The organism is Bradyrhizobium sp. S3.7.6 (assembly GCF_054061875.1).
This window is the reverse complement of sequence record NZ_JBSSEQ010000001.1, coordinates 812,362-832,699: the sequence shown is the minus strand read 5'-3', so window position 1 is coordinate 832,699 and position 20,338 is coordinate 812,362. Positions and strand designations below refer to the sequence as shown.

At 63.4% G+C, this 20,338-nt stretch carries 15 protein-coding genes and 1 tRNA gene; 10 read left to right on the top strand and 6 right to left on the bottom strand.

Going from position 1 to position 20,338, the window contains the following annotated elements; genetic code table 11:
• Positions 1-90 precede the first annotated feature (90 nt).
• On the top strand, positions 91-879 hold the full coding sequence (locus ACVJ5M_RS03900) for an alpha/beta hydrolase (RefSeq protein ID WP_063980222.1): 789 nt from the start codon (positions 91-93) through the stop codon (positions 877-879).
• Positions 880-1,029: 150 nt separating this feature from the next.
• The gene (locus ACVJ5M_RS03895) at positions 1,030-1,497 is read left to right on the top strand and encodes a nuclear transport factor 2 family protein (protein ID WP_014490871.1); all 468 of its coding nucleotides are present in this window, start codon (positions 1,030-1,032) and stop codon (positions 1,495-1,497) included.
• 71 nt (positions 1,498-1,568) lie between these two features.
• Here ACVJ5M_RS03895 and ACVJ5M_RS03890 read toward each other — a convergent pair whose 3' ends face one another.
• The 3 genes from ACVJ5M_RS03890 to ACVJ5M_RS03880 form a co-directional block, all read right to left on the bottom strand.
• Positions 1,569-2,366 carry an acyl-CoA thioesterase domain-containing protein gene (locus ACVJ5M_RS03890; RefSeq protein ID WP_028169709.1) on the bottom strand — a complete coding sequence of 266 codons (798 nt, stop codon included), beginning with the start codon at positions 2,364-2,366 and terminating at the stop codon, positions 1,569-1,571.
• 201 nt (positions 2,367-2,567) lie between these two features.
• Positions 2,568-3,743, bottom strand: a complete 1,176-nt coding sequence (gene queG, locus ACVJ5M_RS03885) for a tRNA epoxyqueuosine(34) reductase QueG (RefSeq protein ID WP_063980221.1) — start codon at positions 3,741-3,743, stop codon at positions 2,568-2,570.
• Positions 3,692-4,384 carry a glutathione S-transferase family protein gene (locus ACVJ5M_RS03880; protein ID WP_063980220.1) on the bottom strand — a complete coding sequence of 231 codons (693 nt, stop codon included), beginning with the start codon at positions 4,382-4,384 and terminating at the stop codon, positions 3,692-3,694. The genes queG and ACVJ5M_RS03880 overlap by 52 nt, the downstream gene beginning before the upstream one ends.
• 169 nt (positions 4,385-4,553) lie before the next feature.
• On the opposite strand from ACVJ5M_RS03880, the gene ACVJ5M_RS03875 reads away from it, so the two are divergent.
• The 3 genes from ACVJ5M_RS03875 to ACVJ5M_RS03865 all read left to right on the top strand — a co-directional run bounded on the left by ACVJ5M_RS03875 (position 4,554) and on the right by ACVJ5M_RS03865 (position 7,529).
• Positions 4,554-5,360: an undecaprenyl-diphosphate phosphatase gene (locus tag ACVJ5M_RS03875; RefSeq protein WP_063980219.1), complete on the top strand. Its 807-nt coding sequence runs from the start codon at positions 4,554-4,556 to the stop codon at positions 5,358-5,360.
• Positions 5,361-5,459: 99 nt separating this feature from the next.
• Positions 5,460-6,785 carry an FAD-binding oxidoreductase gene (locus ACVJ5M_RS03870; RefSeq protein ID WP_063980218.1) on the top strand — a complete coding sequence of 442 codons (1,326 nt, stop codon included), beginning with the start codon at positions 5,460-5,462 and terminating at the stop codon, positions 6,783-6,785.
• A 3-nt stretch (positions 6,786-6,788) separates the two neighbouring features.
• Positions 6,789-7,529, top strand: coding sequence for an SDR family oxidoreductase (locus ACVJ5M_RS03865; protein ID WP_354099483.1), 741 nt, complete (start codon positions 6,789-6,791; stop codon positions 7,527-7,529).
• Between the two features lie 126 nt (positions 7,530-7,655).
• On the opposite strand, the gene ACVJ5M_RS03860 is transcribed toward ACVJ5M_RS03865, so the two are convergent.
• Positions 7,656-8,621 (bottom strand): complex I NDUFA9 subunit family protein, encoded by a 966-nt coding sequence (locus ACVJ5M_RS03860; protein ID WP_063985966.1) that lies wholly within the window; start codon positions 8,619-8,621, stop codon positions 7,656-7,658.
• Between the two features lie 163 nt (positions 8,622-8,784).
• On the opposite strand from ACVJ5M_RS03860, the gene ACVJ5M_RS03855 reads away from it, so the two are divergent.
• Positions 8,785-8,871 (top strand) — tRNA-Leu (locus ACVJ5M_RS03855).
• Between the two features lie 130 nt (positions 8,872-9,001).
• Here ACVJ5M_RS03855 and ACVJ5M_RS03850 read toward each other — a convergent pair.
• Positions 9,002-10,132, bottom strand: coding sequence for a PepSY-associated TM helix domain-containing protein (locus ACVJ5M_RS03850; protein WP_187387848.1), 1,131 nt, complete (start codon positions 10,130-10,132; stop codon positions 9,002-9,004).
• A gap of 631 nt (positions 10,133-10,763) precedes the next feature.
• Here ACVJ5M_RS03850 and ACVJ5M_RS03845 point away from each other — a divergent pair.
• From ACVJ5M_RS03845 to ACVJ5M_RS03830, 4 genes are all read left to right on the top strand, one after another.
• Entirely contained in the window at positions 10,764-12,803 is a 2,040-nt protein-coding gene (locus ACVJ5M_RS03845) for a TonB-dependent receptor (RefSeq protein ID WP_354099482.1), read from the top strand.
• Between the two features lie 800 nt (positions 12,804-13,603).
• Positions 13,604-16,558, top strand: coding sequence for a formate dehydrogenase subunit alpha (locus tag ACVJ5M_RS03840; protein ID WP_354099481.1), 2,955 nt, complete (start codon positions 13,604-13,606; stop codon positions 16,556-16,558).
• Positions 16,559-16,570: 12 nt separating this feature from the next.
• A complete protein-coding gene (gene fdh3B, locus ACVJ5M_RS03835; RefSeq protein ID WP_063980201.1) occupies positions 16,571-17,173 on the top strand; it encodes a formate dehydrogenase FDH3 subunit beta in 603 nt (200 codons plus the stop codon).
• Between the two features lie 50 nt (positions 17,174-17,223).
• A complete protein-coding gene (locus tag ACVJ5M_RS03830; protein ID WP_063980200.1) occupies positions 17,224-18,222 on the top strand; it encodes a formate dehydrogenase subunit gamma in 999 nt (332 codons plus the stop codon).
• A gap of 35 nt (positions 18,223-18,257) precedes the next feature.
• Here ACVJ5M_RS03830 and ACVJ5M_RS03825 read toward each other — a convergent pair whose 3' ends face one another.
• Positions 18,258-20,243 carry a 4Fe-4S dicluster domain-containing protein gene (locus ACVJ5M_RS03825; protein WP_063980199.1) on the bottom strand — a complete coding sequence of 662 codons (1,986 nt, stop codon included), beginning with the start codon at positions 20,241-20,243 and terminating at the stop codon, positions 18,258-18,260.
• Positions 20,244-20,338: the final 95 nt, after the last annotated feature.

Below are 20,338 nucleotides of genomic sequence, written 5' to 3'. Positions count from 1 at the left end.
CGCAAGCGTCCCAAAGGGCAATAGCGATGCTGGGCTGGGCCTCGGAACGCATCCAGACAGCTCAAACCGAACAACCAGAGTAAACGTTCCATGAGCAATGCAATTCCCGAAGCCGTGCTCGGCTTCATCGATGTGGGCGAGGGACCGTCCGCACGCAGGATCGCGGTGCGCAGCCGCGCCGGTCGCGGACCCGGACTGGTCTGGCTCGGCGGGTTCAAGTCGGACATGCAGGGCAGCAAGGCCGTGGCGCTGGATGCCTGGGCCGCGGACCACGGCCGCGCCGCGGTCCGGTTCGACTACTCCGGCCATGGCGAATCCGGCGGCGAGTTCGCCGATGGAACCATCGGAAGCTGGCTCGAGGACAGCGTGGCGGTGTTCGAGCGGTTCTGCGACGGCCCGCAGGTTCTGATCGGTTCCTCCATGGGCGGCTGGATGGCGCTGCTGCTCGCGCGCGAGATCAGGAAGCGGGCCAGTAAAGCGTCGCTTGCGGGCCTGGTGCTGATCGCGCCGGCGCCCGACTTCACCGAGGAGCTGATGTGGAAGAATTTTTCGCCTGCGGTGAAGAAAGAAATCGAGACCAAGGGCTTCTGGCTGCGGCCGTCGGACTATGGCGATGGCTCGCCCTATCCGATCACGCGGAATCTGATCGAGGAGGGCCGCAATCATTTGCTGCTCGGCAGCGCCATCGATCTCGGCTGTCCCGTCCGCATCCTCCAGGGCGCGCAGGATCCGGATGTGCCCTGGCAGCACGCATTCGCGCTGACGCATCGCCTGCCGGCCGACGACGTCGTGCTCACCATGATCCAGGACGGCGATCACCGCCTCTCCCGTCCGCAAGATATCGCCCGCATTCTTGCCGCGGTGGCCGAGATCGGGTGAGACTGCCGCCCAACATTCGGTGTCATCGCCCGACTTGATCGGGCGATCCAGTATTCCAGAGGCCATCGTGCTTTAGCCGAGAAGCCGCGGCGTACTGGATGCCCCGGTCAAGCCGGGGCATGACGAAGAGCGAGAATGGGAGAAATGCCAATGACCGCCACTGCCATGCTGCGCACCTTTTGCGACGCCGTCGAACAGCGTAACGGAAAAGCCTTCGCGGATCTCTTCACCGAGGACGGCGTCTATCACGACGTCTTCTACGGCGCCTTCGAAGGCCGCGAAAAGATCGCAGCGATGGTCGACGACTGGTTCTATCGCACGGCGACCGATTTCCGCTGGGACATGCATGATCCCGTCACCGACGGCACCACGCTCTATGCGCGCTACACCTTCAGCTATCGCTCGACCTTGGCCGAAGCGAACGGCGCGCGGGCGATGTTCGAGGGCGTCGCGATCATGACGCTGCGCGACGGCAGGATCGTGAGCTATCACGAGGTCGCCAACACCGCGCCGGCGTTCGTCGATCTGAAGTTTGCGCCGGAACGGATTGCGAAGATCGTCGGCAAGCAGGGTGCTGAGCTGAAAGCGCGGCCGGAGATGAAGCGGCATCTGGCGTAGCCGCGCGGCCCCTCTCCTCTTGTCATTCCGGGGCGTGCCACTTGGCGCGCGCCCCGGAATGACAGTAACGACTACCGCTTCGACGGATTCGCCATCGGCTTGCGCTGCGCCAGTGCTGCGACCGTGGCGGTGCCGATCGGGCCTTGCTCGTCGTAGAGCCAGCATTCGCCGATCGCGACACCATCGGTCGCCTGGTGATTGACCACGTCGAAGCCGATCCAGTTCGTCACTGGCAGCCGATGCAGATAGATCGTGACGTCGCTGTTGATGTAGCCGAGCCCCTTGTCGCCGGCGTTGGCAAAGGGGCTGGCGAAATCGGCGCCGACAGCGACATGGACGAACGGCGTCATCGGCACGCCGGCCACGAGCTCGCGCACCTCGCTCATCCAGAGCCGGCGCGGACCGAGCGAGCCCATATGGCCGACGATCGGCCGCGTCGTCCATTTGCCGTTCATGCCGAGCCTGGGATCGGTGGGCTTGGGAATGTCGTCCGGCTTCGGCACGTCCCAGTTCGGCGGCGACCAGACGTTGCCGTCCGGATTCTGCGTTTTGCGCAGCAGCTGGCACGAGGCACGCGCCATGCTGACGCCGCCGGAGACAAATTCGGCCTCGACCACGCGAATGCGTAGTCCGTCGCGCACCAGCCGCGTCGTCACCTCGATCGGCTTGTCGATGGTCGGCAGCCGAAACATGTCGACCGTGAGCCGCGCCGGGACGAATTCCGGGCCGGAATGGCGCTCCTCGATGGCGAAGCCGAGCAGGCCGACGATGACGCGTCCGTGCAGCGATTTCGGATCCCAGGGACCGTTGGCCACTTCCGTCGGATGGAATGTATCGCCGTCGCGGGTGAAGAAAGGCATGTTTGTCATGACGCGCGACTTTGAGGAAACGCGTGAGGAAATCAAGGTCCCCCAATCCTCAGGGTGAGGAGGCGCGAAGCGCTCTCATCACAACAACGGTGTCATCGCCCGGCTTGACCGGGCGATCCAGTACTCCGAGACGATTGTGGTTCAATCGAGAGGCCGCGGCGTACTGGATGCCCCGGTCAAGCCGGGGCATGACACCGAGAATTAGGAAGCGGCCTGCCACTCTTCACGCACGCTGTCGTCGTGCTCGTTGCTCGCCGTGGCAAACCTCATCGCCTCAAACTCTCCGCGCGACACCAGCTGCTCCAGCGCCCACACCGCAGCGCCACGCACCAAAGCGCTCTCATCGCCGAGCAATCGCCGCGCCTCCTCCGCCAGCATCGCCTCACCGGAGTTACCAATCGCGATCAGCACGTTCCGCAAAAACCGGTCGCGGCCGATGCGCTTCACCGGCGACTTCGTGAACAGCGCGCGAAACGATGCATCGTCGAGCCGTGCGAGTTCGGCGAGCGACGGCGCGCGCAATTCGTCGCGCGCGGCGAGCTTTGCCTCGCGTCCCTCCTGCGCGAACTTGTTCCAGGGACACGCTGCAAGGCAATCGTCGCAGCCATAGATGCGGTTGCCGATGGCCTTGCGAAACTCGCGCGGGATCGGTCCCTTGTTCTCGATGGTCAGATACGAGATGCAGCGCCGCGCATCGAGCTTGTAGGGCGCCGGAAACGCCGACGTCGGGCAGATGTCGAGGCACGCCTGGCATGAGCCGCAATGATCGATCTCGGCGTCGTCGCGCGGCAGCTCGAGCGTCGTGTAGATCGCGCCGAGGAATAGCCAGGAGCCGAACTCGCGCGAGACGAGATTGGTGTGCTTGCCCTGCCAGCCCAGATGCGCGGCTTGCGCCAACGGCTTCTCCATCACCGCCGCGGTGTCGACGAACACCTTTACGTCCGATGGCGCGGTCGCGACCAGCCAGCGCGCCAGCGCCTTCAGGCGCTTCTTGATGAGATCGTGGTAGTCGTCGCCCTGCGCATAGACCGAGATCGCCGCGCGCGTGCGCTGCTGCAGGATCGCGAGCGGATCCTGGTCGGGCCCGTAATTGACGCCGAGCATGATGACGCTGCGCACGTCCTGCCATAGCCCGCGTGGATCGACGCGGCGCTCGGGGTGTGCTGCAAGCCAGTCCATGTCGCCATGGCCGCCCGAGGCGATGAATTCGAGAAAATGCTTTCCGGCGTTTTCGATCGTGCCGGATGCGGTGATGCCGATGCAGTCGAAGCCGAGCGCGCGTGCCTCGTTTGCAAGCGCCGCCTTCAATTCGGTCGGATCCGAGTTCAGAAGTCGAGGTCCACGTAGGTCCGCGATGCCGGCACGCCCGCCAGCCATTCGCTCAGCAGCGGACGGAACGACGGGCGGGATTTCACCCGCGCGTACCACGCCTTTGCTGCGTCGTCCTCGCTCCATGGCACGTCGCCCAGATAGTCGATCGCCGAGAGATGCGCCGCGGCGGCGAGGTCCGCGTAGGTGAGCCGGTCGCCGGCGAGGAAGTTCCGCGTCTGCGCCAGCCAGCCGATATAGGCCAGATGATAGCGCACGTTGGCCTTGGCGGCTCGCATCACGTCGGCCGAGGGTGCGCCGCCGCCGTTCTCCTCGCTCATGAAGCGCTTGTAGATGCGCTCGGTGACCAGAGGATGCGAGACCTCCTCGAAGAATTTTTCGTTGAACCAGGCCATCAGCCGGCGCACCTCGACGCGCTCGGCGACCGTTTCCGGCATCAGGCGCTTCGGTCCCATGTCGGCGCCGTAGGCCTCATCGACATATTCGGCGATGATCGCGGCGCCCGGTATGGGCGATTGTTCCTTGTCCACCAGGACGGGCGTGGTGCCGGCCGCATTGAGCAGCAGAAATGCCTCGCGCCGCTCCCAGCTGCGTTCTTCGACCAGCCGCAATTCGAGCCCGTATTCTCCCGCGATCAGGCGGATGAAACGCGAATGCGGGCAGAACGGATGATGAAACAGCGTAAACATGAAGCCTTTGACTATTTGATGGTGATTAAGAATCCATCAATGTTTGTGCGGCGCCACACTAGTCCTTCAAAACCGCGAGGCAAGGGCGTGACGTCGCATTTTGCGATTGCGAGAGCAGGACGAATAGGCGAGAAGAGCCCCGCTTTTCCAGCGGAAATGGACCGTAAATATGTCAGACGCAATACGGGCAGTGATCCTCGGCATCATCGAGGGTGTGACCGAGTTCCTTCCCGTGTCCTCGACCGGCCACCTTCTGCTCGCGGAGCGCTTCTTCCATCTCGGCGAAGGCGCCTTCTGGGATTCGTTTACCGTTCTGATCCAGCTTGGTGCGATCCTCGCGATCGTCGTGCTGTACTTCAAGAAATTGTGGGACGTCGCGATCGGTATGTTCACCGGCGACGCCTATGCGCGCCGCTTCGTGATCGGCGTGCTGGTGGCGTTCCTGCCCGCGGTCATCGTCGGTCTCGTCGCCGGCAAATACATCAAGAGCCTGCTGTTCAATCCGTGGGTCGTGTGCTTCTCGCTGATCGTCGGCGGCGCCATCCTGCTGTGGGTCGATCGGCTCGATCTCAAGGCGCGCGAGCATGACGCCACCCGCTTTCCGCTGCTGATGTATCTCTATATCGGCATCGCGCAGTGCATCGCGATGATCCCGGGCGTGTCGCGCTCCGGCGCCAGCATCGTCGCCGCGATGTTTCTGGGCGCCGACAAGCGCGCGGCGGCGGAGTTCTCGTTCTTCCTCGCCATCCCCACCATGATCGGCGCGTTCGCCTACGATTTCTACAAGAACCGCTCCGAGATGACGATGGACCACATGGGCATCGTCGCGATCGGTTTCGTGGTGTCGTTCATCACCGCGATCATCGTCGTGAAGACTTTCTTGAGCTACGTCACCCGCCACGGCTTCGCGGTGTTTGCCTGGTGGCGCGTGATCGTCGGCACGCTCGGCCTGATCGCGCTGGCGCTCGGCCGTTAACCTCTCGAAAACTCACTGACGCGCCTCAACGCAATATAAGCTTTTGATCGGTAGGCAGTTTCCAGAGCAGGGCGGCGCGCCCGGCACAGGAGCTGAACTATGACCCTCGTCAGCGGCTGGGGGCGTTTCCCGGTCGTCGATAGCGAGCTGCTGCGGCCGCGGTCGTTCGAGGCCGTGGGCGAAGCCGTGGTGACGGGCTCCGTGGCCAGGGGCAACGGCCGCGCCTATGGCGATGCCGCGATCGGCGCCGCAAGGACCATCGCGATGACGGGGTTCGACCGGGTCCGGTCGTTCGATCCCGTGACCGGACGCATCCGGCTCGAAGCCGGCGTGCTGCTGTCGGACCTGATCGACACTTTTGGCCCGCGCGGCTTCCTGCCCTTCGTCGTGCCGGGTACGCGCTTCGTCTCGGTTGGCGGCGCCATTGCCGCCGATGTCCACGGCAAGAACCATCATTGTGAGGGTGGTTTCGGCCGCTATGTCGACAGCATCCTGCTGCGCACCGGGCAGGGCGAGACCATCGAGGCCTCGCGCGAACAGAATTCCGATGCCTTCTTCGCGACCGTCGGCGGAATGGGCCTCACCGGGGTGATCCTCGAGGCGACGATGCGGCTACGACCGGTCGAAACGGGGTGGATCCGCGAGCGGGTGATCTCCGCATCCGATCTCGATGCCGCGATGCGCGCGCTCGATGCGGGCGATTCCGCGACCTATTCGGTGGCCTGGATCGATTGTGCCGCACGCGGCAGCGATCTCGGCCGCTCGCTGATCTATCTCGGCGAGCACGCAAGGACGGGCGAGATTGCCGACGGCGCCGGTGCATTTCCCGCCGGCAAAAATCCCGGCCTCGCGGTGCCCGTCGACCTGCCGTCGATGACGCTGAACCGCTACAGCATCCGCGCCTTCAACGAGCTCTACTACCGCATGGGCGCGCGGCGCGCCGGCGCCAGCCATGTGGTCTCGCTCTATCCGTATTTCTTCCCGCTCGACAGCATCAGTGACTGGAACCGCATCTACGGCCGGCGCGGTTTTCTCCAGCATCAATGCGTGATCCCGGAGCTGGGCGCCCGCGCCGTGCTCGGCGAGATCCTCGATCGCGTCGCCCGGCGCGGCGATGCCTCCTTCCTCGCGGTGCTCAAGAAACTCGGCCAGGGCGACGGCATCCTGTCGTTCCCACTGCCCGGCTACACGCTGGCGCTGGATTTCCCGGTGAAGGGCGACATCCTGAATTTCCTCGACGAGATCGACCGCCTGGTCGTCGCCGCCGGCGGCCGGCTTTATCTGGCCAAGGATGCACGCCAGTCGCGCGCCACGTTCGAAGCTGGCTATCCGGCCTTGCGGCGCTTCAACGCAATCCGCAAATCGCTCGATCCCGCCGGGACCATCCGCTCAAAACTTTCACAACGCCTGTTCGATGAGGTTTAAGCCGTGACGTCACGCAAGTCCGCAATTGTGCTCGGTGGCTCCTCCGATATCGGCCGCGCCGCCGCGCGCGCCTTTGCCAAGGCCGGATACGATGTCGCCCTCGCGGGCCGTGACGTCGCCGCACTCGAGCCTGACGCCGCCGATCTGCGCGCGCGCTACAATGTCGAGGTTGGCCTCCACACATTCGATGTGCTCGATACCGCTTCGTTCGAGGGTTTTGTGAGCGGCCTTCCTGCGTTGCCTGATGTCGTTGTCTCGATCGTCGGCCTACTGGGCGTGCAGCAAAATGCCGAGAGCGATCTCGCGCACGCCACCACGATCATGCGCTCGAACTACGAGGGCCCGTCGCTGATCCTCGGCCTGTTCGCAGAGAAATTTTTGGCGCGCGGCAGTGGTACGCTCGTCGGCGTCTCGTCCGTCGCCGGCGATCGCGGCCGTGCCTCCAATTATGTCTACGGATCGGCCAAGGCAGGCTTCTCCGTCTTCCTGTCGGGCCTGCGCGCCCGCGCCAGCCGCGACGGCGTCCATGTCGTCACCGTAAAACCCGGCTTCGTCCGCACGAAAATGACGGAAGGCATGAAGCTGATCGGCCCGCTCACCGTCGAGGCGCCGGTCGTCGGCGATGCGATCCTCAACGCCGTCGAGAAGAAGACCGACGTCGTCTATGTCAGCGGCAAATGGCGTCTCGTGATGCTGATCATCAAGACGCTGCCGGAAGCGGTGTTCAAGAAGCTGAAGTTTTGAGGCGGTTGCGACCCACACCACAGTCTCGTCACGCCCGGCCTTGTGCCGGGCATCCACGTTCTTGGTGGCCGCGGTGAGAAAGACGTGGATGGCCGGGTCAAGCCCGGCCATGACGCTGCGGAAACCTCAAACGCTCATTCGCTGGAACTGCCCGGCCGCGCGAAAACGCCAGAGATATTGCGGGGCGATGGCCTCCAGCGAATCCGCGGCAATGCCGAGGCCTTCCAGCGTCAGCCCCGCCGCCTTGGCCGCCTCCGACACGACATTGTCGTGCTCGAGCAGCGTAACCTGGTCCGGCGTAAGCTTCAGCGCACCCGGCGCGAATTGCAGGAAGTTGGCCTGGAAGCGAGCAAGGCCGAACGACAGCGGGACCAGCGCCCGCTTGCGGTCGGTGATGGCCAAAATGGCCTCGATGATCTCGCGCATGGTCAGCACTTCCGGCCCGCCGAGCTCGTAGGTCGCGCCCGCCTTGGCCTTGCCGTCGACGGCATCCGCGATCGCGGTGGCGACGTCGCCGACATAGACCGGCTGCATCCTGGTCTCGGCGCCGATCAGCGGCAGCACCGGCGACATCCGCGCCAGCGCGGCAAAACGGTTGGTGAACTGGTCCTCGGGGCCGAACATCACGGAGGGACGGAAGATGGTGGCCGAGGGCACCGCGGCCAGCACAGCCGCTTCGCCGGCCGCCTTGGCCTTGGCATAGCGCGAGGGCGATTCCGCATCGGCGCCGATCGCGGAGACATGCACCAGGCGTGCCCCGGCGGCGGCCGCCGCCTTGGCGACGGTCTCGGCGCCCCTGGCCTGGACGGCGTCGAAGCTCTGCGCGCCGCCCTCGGTGAGGATGCCGACCAGATTGATCACGACATGCGAATCACGCAGCGCCGCCTCGACCGAGGCCGGATAGCGCAGATTCGCCTGCACGGTGTGGACCTGCCCGACCTTGCCGGACGGCTGGAGGTACCCGGCCAGTTCCGGCCGCCGCACCGCGACGCGGACCCGGTAGTCCCGCCGGCACAGCGCGCGGACGACATTCCGGCCCAAAAACCCCGATCCGCCGAAAACCGTGACGAGAGTTTCCAGATTCGATGCCATGGGATCCATTCCTGGGGTCCATTCCTGCGGAAAGAGTGCGTGTTATCAGGCTTGTATCGGGCCGGTTTGCGATGCGCAATCCGCATCCCCGCGCAGGTGCCAAGCAGCATTTGACAACCGCGTCACCGAACCGTAGTAACCGCCTCCGTGCCCCAAACGGCATGCCCAGGTGGTGGAATTGGTAGACGCGCTGGCTTCAGGTGCCAGTGGCTTAACGGCCGTGAAGGTTCGAGTCCTTTCCTGGGCACCATACAATTCTGGAAAATGAGCAATTCCAGTTAGTTGAGCCCCATCTGCGTGCTTGGACGGCTCCCTTGGCCACGGGTGGTTTGGCTCCTTGGCTTGCAAGAATGCGCTCGCCGTGTCGGCACCGGCGCTTCCTATTTCGCAGAGCGTTTGCGCTGGATGCGACCGCCCGGTTTGCTGGCCCACAAATACAAACCGCTCACCAGCACCATGATCGTCACGATGTCGAAAAACGCCCAGACGAGCTTGGGCGCCAGGCCGGGAAACGTCGTCGGAAAATGCAACGGCTCGGCGATCAGCAGCGCCTTCGTGACACCCGTCGGCTCGAATACATCAGACACGCCACCGGTATGGGCGTCGATGAGCACCGCGTAGAAGAGCTCCTGTGTCATCATTTGTCCGTCCTTCATCAGAACCACGTAGTGGTTGGACGGACTGATCTCAGCGTTCGGGAACAACAACGACATCACTCGCGCTGCTGGCACCTTGCCGCGGGCAGCAGCGATCGCAGCTTCGATTGACCCAGGCCGATCGACTTCTTCCATACGCCCTGCCTGTGTCATGACGACCCGCCGCCGAATCTCGTCGGACATGGCTGTCCTTACCGAAGTGGAAACGGGGCCATGCAGGGTGTTGATTGCTCCGGTCGTGGCAACGAGGAGCAGCCATGCCATCGTAATGATGCCCGTCAGATTGTGCAGGTCGAGCCACAATAGTTTTCGGCTCTTGTTCGTGCGAACCGTGCCAAATCCAAATCGGCGGACGAATGGCGGATAGAGTATCAAGCCCGAGACGACAGAGGCGATGACGACGAGTGCCGTGCCGGCAAGGAACAAGCCGCCGGGCAGCCCCAGATACAAATCCGCGTGCAGCGTGTGCAGGAATTGCATCACGGGACTACGCCGTTGCGGCATCGTTGTGAGCTGACCGGTGCGAAGGTCGATCGCCTCGCGGTGTATCCGAGTGGGTCCGGCATCCGGGGTTGGCGCCGAGCGCGTCTCCACGATCGGCCACCGCTTTGCAAATTCGAGTGAGATCATCGTATCGCCGGGGTGTCGCGCCAGCGCTGCCGAGACGATGGAATCAAGCGTTGGCGCGCCCTTGCTTTCCGGGACTTCGGCCAACATTCCCGATGAACCAAACGCCTCGTCGATCTCCTTTTGGAATATCAGCGGCAAGCCCGTCAGGGAGAGGATCAGCAGGAACAGCGTCGAGATGATGCTCGTCCAGCGGTGGATGCCGGCCCACGTCCGCAGCGATCGCATGTTGGGTCGCTTCCGCGCGGCGGTACGCGACGCATTTACCAGTAGCGATGTCATGTCGGGTCTTGAGTCCCCAGCAATTGCGCGTCTGTGACAATTGACCGCGGTGGTTTCGCGCGGTCTGCCTCATGGCTCGTCGCGATCACATCCGGCGCGTTGCGGTCTTACGAATTTTTTCGAATCGTGCGTTCGGGCGGCAGCAAAAGGCTTTCGCGCTTACCAACAATCGATGCGATGTGAAATCGAAACGTAGAGCGGCGCGCCAGGATCACCTGGAAGCTTAGACGCCTTCTAGTTGGCATGGATTTTCCCGAATGCTTAGTCGCTCTCGTCCCAAGCGATTCGTGTCTGGGACGGGGCATCAAGAAGAAAAGACTCCGGGGACTGCATGCTTAACGACGTGACCTTCTCGCGCGCATTCGGGCTTGCGTGCGTGTCAGTGTTTTTGACCACGACCTCATCCGTCGCACAGCAATCGGGCCGCCAACAATCGGCGACGTCCGGACAGTCACTCCCTCCCGTGACCGTCGCCGCGCCTGAGCAGCGAGCCTCTCCCGCGCGGCGACAGCGGTCATCCAATACATCGCGCGCTGCGACGACGCGGCGGGCAGAGCGACGTGAGAACGCGCCAGTGATGACCGCGCCTGCCACGCTTGGAGCAAAACAGGCAGCGTTGCCGGTGCCGTATGTTGGAGGGCAAGTCGCAAGGGGCGGACAGGTCGGCCTCCTCGGCAACAGGGATTATATGGAAACGCCATATAGCCTCACGAGCTACACTGAAAAGACCATCCGCGATCAGCAGGCGACCAGTGTCGCCGAGGTCCTGACCAATTCCGATTCGTCGGTACGGGCGGCGATCGGTAGCAGCAATCGCTATGACGCGCTGACCATTCGCGGCTTCCGGGTCGAGAACAGCGAGATCGCGCTGAATGGGCTGTACGGCCTCGTGCCGGCTTACCGGATCAACCCTGCGCCGATCGAGCGCATCGAGCTGCTCAAGGGACCCGGGGCGTTCCTCAATGGCATGGCTCCGTCCGGCAGCATCGGCGGCAGCGTCAATGTCGTGACCAAACGGGCAAACGAGGACCTGACGCGTCTGACTGCCGGCTACATCTCGAATGCGCGGTTTGGCACGGAGATCGACGTGGCGCGCCGTTACGGCGAGCAGCGGGAATGGGGCGTTCGTTTCAACGGCGGGATCGATGGCGGCAATACGACGATCGACCGTCAGTCGGTACGCGACGGAGTCGGTTCGCTTGGCGTTGACTATCGGGGCGAGCGCTTCAGGTGGTCCGCCGATGTCATCTATCAGGACGACTGGATGAAAGCGGCAGCTCGCGGCTACACGCCCGTCACTGGCATCGCGGTGCCGAACGCTCCGGACCCCCGCATCAACCTCGCCCAGCCGTTCGACTATGCCCGCGCGAAGAGCCTCACCGGGCTTACGCGCGCCGAATATGATGTGTCGAATAATGTCACCGTGTTCGGCGCAATCGGCGCCAACCAATTCACCTTCGACAAGCAGGAAGCCCCCGGCGCCACCATTCTAAACACGGCAGGCGATGCCCTCTCGACCTCTCGCTTCCAGACCGGCAAAAACGACGGCGTATCGGGCGAAGCCGGCGTGCGGGCGCGTTTCGACACAGGTCCGGTCGGTCATGAGGTCGTTGTCAGCGGCAGTGCCTTGAACCGCACTGACTGGCTCGGTCAGACCAATTACGGAAACTATCTTACCAACATCTACACGCCGAACCTGCTGGCGAGTCCGGGCACCCCGCTGTCTTCATTCCCTGAGGGGAAGTCGGCCTTCCTTGGTCTGAGAAGTGTCGGCGTCGCCGATACGCTCTCGATGATGAACGGGATGCTTCAGGTGATCGTCGGAGCGCGACAGCAGCAGGTTATCGCGAACAGCTATGCCCCCGTGAGCGGCCTGGAAGCGACCCACTACGATCAGAGCGCCACGTCGCCTTCCGTGGCGCTGGTGGTTCGGCCGATCAAGGAGCTGTCCTTCTACGCCAACTACATCGAAGGCCTCACGCCTGGACCAACGCCGCCGTCCGGCGCCGCCAACACCAATGCGGTGTTCGCGCCCTTCAAGACAAAGCAGTATGAAGTCGGAACCAAGCTTGATCTCGGAGGCTTCGGCGCGAGCCTCGCGGCATTCCAGATCAGCCTGCCGAGCGGCGCGACCGATCCGGTTACCAGGATCTTCAGTCTCGATGGTGAGCAAAGGAACCGGGGCATCGAGTTCAATACGTTCGGTGAAGTCGGGCCCGGGATCCGCGTCCTGGGAGGGGTGACTTACCTCGACGCGCGGCTGACAAAGACTGAAGGGCACCTCCATGATGGCAACCGTGCCATCGGCGCTCCGGAATGGCAGAGCAATCTCGGTGTCGAGTGGGACACTCCGTTCCTGCCCGGGCTGACTACGACGGCGCGTACCATCTACACCAGCCAGGCCTATGTCAGTGCTGACAACATCCAAAGTGTTCCGGCCTGGATGACGTTCGACATTGGTGCACGTTACGCAACCCAACTGGCGGGACGACCCACCACGTTCCGTGCTTCTCTCACCAACCTCTTCGACAAACGCTATTGGATCGGCAATCCGACCGGTTATGTGATCAGCGGCATGCCGCGTACGTTGTGGTTATCAATGACGGTTGACTTCTGACGCTGCCAGAGAGGCGCATCGTCCTGCGCCAAGCGCGTCACCGAACCATGGTAACCGCCTCCGTGCCCCAAACGGCGCGCAGGTGGGTGGAATTGGTAGACGCTCTGGCTTCAGGTGCCTTCGCGGCCGTGAAGGTTCGAGTCCTTTCCGGGGCGCCAGCTTTTTCTGGATACCCAGCATTTCCAGATAGATAAATCGCATCCTTGTGTTGCGTGATCTCAAACGCGCAACGAAGGGGCGCGGCCCCGCCGACCCGACGCGGATTTCCGCGATCGCTCACGATGTCGACGTATCATTCGTATCGATCGCGAGTCCGTCACTCGCGACGCGTGTGACGTCACCCGTCCGGCAATCATCTGCTCGATGTTTCGGCGTTTCCAATTCGCACGACAATCTGCGGAGCCGAACGGCTGATAACAATGATGTTGACGGCGATTGACCGCTTGTTGCGGTAACACGAGCAGCAAAGCTGCGTGCACGGCTGCTCCTGCAGATTATGCAACGCAGGTCTGTGATTGATGTCCGGCGCAAAACTCGGATAGCCTTCGGGAAGGCCTGACCCCGACAGGGAGTGTGCTTCGTTGAAGAATGATCAAGCGCCAAAGCTTCTTCGACGTGACTTGCTTCGGCTGACGATTGTCGGTGCCGGTGCGTTGGGTGCCGGCCAATTGTTGCCGGCAGCGGCTTCCGCAAAGCCCGTTGATCTCGATCAGAAGCGGAAGGCTCGCTATCGACCTGACTCCCGGGAAGTCAGGAATTTCTACCGCGTCAACAGCTATCCCGCTCGATAGGAGACTTCCGTGCTGATCAGGAAGTCCGAACGTCGTCCGGAGCGTGCCAGGCTTTTCGATGCGGCGGCCGACGAAGCATCGGCGAAACTGGACCGGCGGACGTTCCTGAAGCGCTCGGGAGTCACGGCTGGCGCGTTGGCCGCGGTGGGTGAGATCGCGCTGCACAGCGTGCGCAAGGCCGAAGCCGGTCCGCCGCCACCCGTCGGCGCAACGGTCACGACCCGCAAGAACGTCTGCACGCACTGCTCGGTCGGTTGCTCGGTGATCGCCAAGGTCGCCAACGGCGTATGGATCGGGCAGGAGCCCGACTACGACAGTCCGATTAATCGCGGCTCGCATTGCTGCAAGGGTGCGGCAGTTCGCGACGACGTGTTGAACGAACGACGCCTGCGTTACCCCGTAAAGCTCGTCAACGGACAGTGGACGCGCATCTCCTGGGAGACGGCGATCGACGAGATCGGCGACAAGCTGCTGGATATCCGCCAGAAGGCGGGGCCCGACTCGGTCTATTGGCTTGGCTCCGCCAAGTTCACCAACGAGGCCGCTTATCTCAATCGCAAGCTTGCGGCGTTTTGGGGCACCAATAATTCCGATCATCAGGCGCGGATCTGCCACTCCACGACGGTCACCGGTGTAGCCAATACCTGGGGCTACGGCGCGATGACCAACAGCTACAACGACATCCGCAACGCCAAGACCATCCTGCTGATGGGTGGCAATCCGGCCGAGGCCCATCCGGTTTCGCTGCAGCACATTCTTGAAGGCAAGGAGCTCAACCGCGCCAACATGATCGTGGTCGATCCCCGGATGACGCGGACCGCTGCGCACGCGACCGAATATGTCCGGGTTCGCCCCGGCACGCATATCGCCACGATCTACGGCATGCTGTGGCACATTTTCGAGAATGGCTGGGAGGACAAGGAATTCCTCGCTCAGCGCGTCTATGGCCTGGATGAGGTCCGGAAGCAGGTTGCGAAGTGGCCGCCCAAGGAGGTCGAGCGCGTGACCGGCCTGCCGGAGGCGCAGGTCAAGCACGTCGCCGAACTGTTCGCCAAACAGAAGCCGTCCACCCTGATCTGGGCGATGGGGCAGACCCAGTTCACCACCGGCACCGCCAATGTCCGCGCCAGCTGCCTGTTGCTGCTCGCCACCGGCAACATGGGGCTGCCCGGCGCAGGCGCCAACATTTTCCGCGGCCACACCAACGTGCAGGGTGCAACCGATCTCGGTCTCGATGTCACCTCGCTGCCGCTGTACTACGGTCTTGCCGAGGAGGCCTGGCGGCATTGGTGCCGGGTATGGGAGGTCGACTACGACTGGATGAAGTCGCGCTTCCCCGACAAGAAGCTGATGGAAACGCCTGGCATTCCCAGCACGCGCTGGTTCGACGCAACCCTGCTCCCGAAGAATCAGATCAGCCAGCCCAATCCGGTGCAGGCCATGTTCATCATGGGCCATGGCGTCAACACCATCACGCGGATGCCGGAAGCGGTGAAGGGCATCGAGAAGCTGGAGTTGCTGGTGGTCTGCGATCCCTATCCGACCGCATGGTCGGTGCTGTCGGAGCGCAAGAACGGCACTTACCTCCTGCCGGCCTGCACGAGCTTCGAGATGGAAGGTTCGCGCACCAACTCCAACCGCTCCCTGCAATGGGGCGAAAAGATCGTCGATCCGGTCTTCGAATCGAAGAACGACTACGACACCATGTACCTGTTCGCCCGCAAATTCGGATTTGCCGACCTGATGTTCAAGAACATCAAGGTCGAGAACGGCGCGGTCTCGGCGGAGGACATCCTGCGCGAGATCAACCGCGGCGGCTGGTCGACGGGCTATTGCGGCCAGTCGCCGGAGCGGCTCAAGGCCCACATGAGAAACCAGCATAAGTTCGACCTGGTGACGCTGCGGGCGCCGAAGGATGATCCGGAGGTTGGTGGAGATTATTACGGCCTGCCATGGCCGTGCTGGGGCACGCCCGAGTACAGGCATCCGGGCACGCCGATCCTCTACAATACCAACGTTCCGGTGAAGGAGGGCGGCGGTACCTTCCGCGCGCGGTTCGGAGTCGAGCGCGTCGTGAAGCGCAAGGTGATGGAGAACGGGCAGGAGGTGGAGCGGGAAGATCACGATAATCTTCTTGCCGAAGGCTCGTACTCCGTTGGTTCGGAGATCAAGGACGGTTATCCCGAGTTCACCCTTGGCGTGCTGAAGAAACTCGGCTGGGACAAGGACCTCACGACGCAAGAACGCGAGGTGATCGAGCGCATCAATCCGGCCGATCCCGACAAGGTGTCATGGTCGACCGATCTTTCCGGCGGCATCCAGCGGGTCGCGATCGAACACGGGTGTTCGCCTTACGGAAACGCCAAGGCACGCATGATTGCGTGGAATCTTCCCGATCCGGTTCCGGTGCATCGCGAGCCGATCTACACGCCGCGTCCCGACCTCGTCGCCGACTATCCGACCTTGCCGGACGCGAAGCAATTCCGCGTGCCCAATATCGGCTTCTCCGTGCAGAAGGCGGCCGTCGATCGCGCGATCTCGAAGCAGTTCCCGCTGATCCTGAGCTCGGGCCGTCTGGTTGAATACGAAGGCGGTGGCGAGGAAACGCGGTCCAACAGATGGCTCGCCGAACTGAAGCAGCACATGTACGTCGAGATCAACCCGGCGGACGCAGCCGAGCGCGGCATCGTCGATGGCGGCTGGGTTTGGGTGACCGGTGCAGAGAACAGCTCGCGGGCCCGGATGAAGGCGCAGGTGACTGAACGCGTCGGCAAGGGCGTTGCCTGGATGCCGTTCCATTTCGCCGGCTGGTACGAGGGAACCGACCTTCGGGCGAAATATCCAACGGGGGCCGATCCCATCGTGCTCGGCGAGAGCAACAACACGCTGACGACCTATGGCTATGATCCTGCCACCGGCATGCAGGAGCCGAAAGCCACGCTGTGTCAGATCAGGGCCGCATGAGAGGTTAGACCAATGGCACGCATGAAATTCCTGTGCGATGCGGACCGTTGCATCGACTGCAATGCCTGTGTGACCGCCTGCAAGAACGAGAACGAAGTGCCTTGGGGCATCAATCGGCGGCGCGTCGTCACGATCAATGACGGCAAGCCCGGCGAGCGGTCGGTGTCGATGGCCTGCATGCACTGTACCGATGCGCCTTGCGCGTCGGTGTGTCCGGTCAAGTGCATCTATCCGACCGAAGACGGTATCGTCCTGCACGACAAGGATCTGTGCATCGGCTGCGGCTATTGCTTCTACGCCTGCCCGTTCGGAGCGCCGCAATATCCCCAGGTCGGGAATTTCGGCTCGCGCGGCAAGATGGACAAGTGCACCTATTGCGCGGGCGGCGGCGGTCCGGAGGCACCGGGCAGCGCTGAAGAATATGCGAAATACGGCTCGAACCGGTTCGGCGAAGGCAAGCTGCCGTTGTGCGCCGAGATGTGCTCGACCAAATCACTGCTCGCAGGCGATGGCGACATCATCGCCCAGATCTACGAGGAGCGCGTCGAGAAGCGCGGCTATGGTTCCGGAGCCTGGGGCTGGACAACCGCCTATCACGAGGACGTCAAGTCGTAAGGGGACCTGCGTTTACCGCGACGATTAGGGACGAAGATTGGGTATCCGTCATGACGGCTTTCGCACGCATTCGCTTCGTAGCGCTGTTGTTGATGCTGTTCGGTCTCACGACAGCCCCGGTGCTCGCCCAGAAGCTCGGTCCCGACGGGGCGCCCAATCCGACCGCCAGTGTGGCCAATCAGAAGACGCTTCTCGAGCAGGCGCCGCGCATCCAGGGCCGGATCGACATTCCAGATGTCAAAGCCAGCGTGCTGATGCAGCCGGCGGGACGGACCTGGGATTATTTCCACGAGGTCCTGCTGCACTGGGGTGGGGCGGTGGTGATCGTCGGCATGCTTGCCGTGCTCGCGCTTGCCTATCTGATCATGGGCCGGCTTCGCATCGAAGCGGGGCGCTCCGGCCAGAAGATTGTCCGCTTCAAGGCTTTCGAGCGGTTCGCGCATTGGCTGACAGCGGTTTCGTTCGTGCTGCTCGGATTGACCGGCCTGAACATCACCTTCGGCAAGGTCCTGCTGCGGCCGCTGGTCGGCCCGGATCTGTTCTCCGACATCTCCCAGGTCGCCAAGTACGTGCACAATTTCACGAGCTTCGCCTTCGTGGCGGGCCTCGTTCTGATCACGGTGCTTTTCTTCAGGGACAATCTGTTCAAGCGAGTCGATATTGACTGGGTCAAGCAGGGTGGCGGCTTCATCAAGTCGAAGCATGCGCCTGCAGGCCGCTTCAATCTCGGTGAGAAAATGGTCTATTGGCTGTCGGTCGCGGCCGGCCTCCTGGTCTCCGCATCGGGATTCGTGCTGCTGTTTCCCTTCTACGGCACTAACATTGCCGACATGCAGATCGCCCAGGTCGCCCACGCCGTCATCGCGATCCTTTTCATCGCGCTGATCCTGGGACACATCTATATCGGCACGCTCGGCATGGAAGGCGCATTCGAAGCCATGGGTACCGGCGAGGTCGATATCAATTGGGCGAGAGAGCATCACGACCGCTGGCTCGCCGAAAAGCTCGAAGCGGAAGGCCGGCAACCCTCGGCCACGCCGGCTGAATAGCGCGATGGCGCTCGGACCAACCTGAACCGGGCAATTCAGTTGGAGCGGCCGTCCGGGTCTCGCTTCCCGTCCCGGTCACGCAGGTAATCGTCGGTGGTGCGGACGGTCGGGCTCTGCGCGCCATAAGATTCAAAACCTTGTTCGGCGACGAAGCCGACGCGGCAGTCGCCGCACATCTTGACGGCGTCGAGCCGCTGCGCCGAGCCCGAATACATCCAGTGCTGGCCTTCGAGCTTCGCGACCACACGCTCGATGCTGCTCTTGACGCCGAACGGCTTGCCGCAGCGGATACAGCAAAACGGCTCCTCTTCCTTGAGAACCCGGGTTGGCGCGCGGCTGGCGCGGAAGTCGATCTGCGGAACCAGGGTGATGACGTTTTCCGGGCACGTCGTCCGGCACAGGCCGCACTGGACGCAGGAGTCTTCGACAAAACGCAATGCCGGGCGCTCGGGGTCGTCGCGCAGGGCACTCGTCGGACAGACCGACACGCAGGACAGGCAAAGCGTGCAGCCGGCAGCATCGATCTCGACGGCCCCGAACGGCGCGCCTTCGGGCAACGGAACGACATCGACGGGTGCAGGCGCCGCGCGGTGCAGTTCGGCCAGCGCAAAACGCAGCACGTCGCGCTTGCCGCCCACGGCGCGGAAGCTCGCAGGGCGCGGAGTGGGGGCGTCGGCCGGCGCGGTACGGAGCGCTTCGATCAGACCGTCCGGATCGTCGGTCGCGATGACGGAAAGCCGGGCCGGGCCGAAGCCGAGTCCGGCAAGGATCGGATCGGCGAGCGCGATCGTCCGCGTCAATCCGGAGACGTCGTGGCGCGGCTTGGCCCGTAGCAGGAAATGCACCGCCGACACGCCATAGGCAAAAGCCGCGATGATGCTCTCCAACCCGATTTGCGTGACCTCGTTGACCGCGAACGGCAGCACGTTCGCGGGCAAGCCGTCGCCGAACCGCGACAGCGCGTCGATCAGCGGCGCGCCGTTGCTTTCGTCATGGACGAGGACAACGGCCCGCTCGCCGCCCGCCTGACGGTATGCGAGCAGCATGGCACGCAGCTTTCTGACCAGCGCGTCTTCCGCCGGCAGCGCATAGGACGCGGCGCCGGTGGGACAGGCCGTCGCGCATTGGCCGCAGCCCGCGCAGATGTTGGCGTCGATCGCCACATGGTTGCCGGCAGGTGTGATCGCGCCGGCCGGACAGGAATCGAGACAGCGGGTGCAGCCGGTCCGCTTCGAGCGCGAATGTGCGCAAAGCCCGGCGTCGAAGGTGATGTAGCGCGGCTTCTCGAAGGTCCCGACGAGGTCGCGCGCTTTCAGCACGGCCTGGAGGATTGCTGCGGGACTGCCGGGATCCGCGCGCAGATAGCCGTCGCGCAAGTCGGCAGGAACCAGCGCAGGCCCGCCGGTCAAGTCGAGGACGATGTCGCAGCTCGAACGGGCGTTGTTGCGTGACGAGCCGAACGTCAGGGCGCGACGTGAGGACGGTGCGGCTTCGGCGAAATCGTCGACCACCACATCGAACGCGCCCAGATGTCCTTTGACACTCGTTATCCGGCCTTTGGCAATCGGATAGTCGGCGCTACGTGGCGGTGCGATCGCGGCTGGTGGCGCAATCAGCACGGTGACGTCGAGATGTTCCTTCAGCAAGTCGCCAGCCTCGATCGCGGCCTCGTCGCGGCCGTAGATCAGGATGACCCCGCTGCTTTCCAACTGGACCATCGGCGCGGGTGCGGCGACTTCGGCCGCGGCGGCCAGCAGCGCGGCCATCTTCGGTCCCGCGCGGTCGGCATCGCCGGACCATCCGGCGGTCTCGCGGATGTTGGCAAACTGTATCGAATTCGCACGATTATTTTCGGAAGCAACCTGCGAAAACAACGCCGCCTGCTGCGTGCAGGCCACCGTGAGCGGACCATCTTCGGCGGCGACAGCCTTGAATCGGCCGAGTTCGGCGCCGCAGAGCTGCGTCGCTGCCGTCACTTCACCGCGGCAGCCGCGGCGAATTGCGTCTGCATCGAGCGGCATCGTCCCTTCGCACGAGCAGATCAGGTGGCGCCTGCCGGTATCAGATATGACGGTCACAATATCTCGCGGCTCCCAAAATAGAGCGGCCACCTACT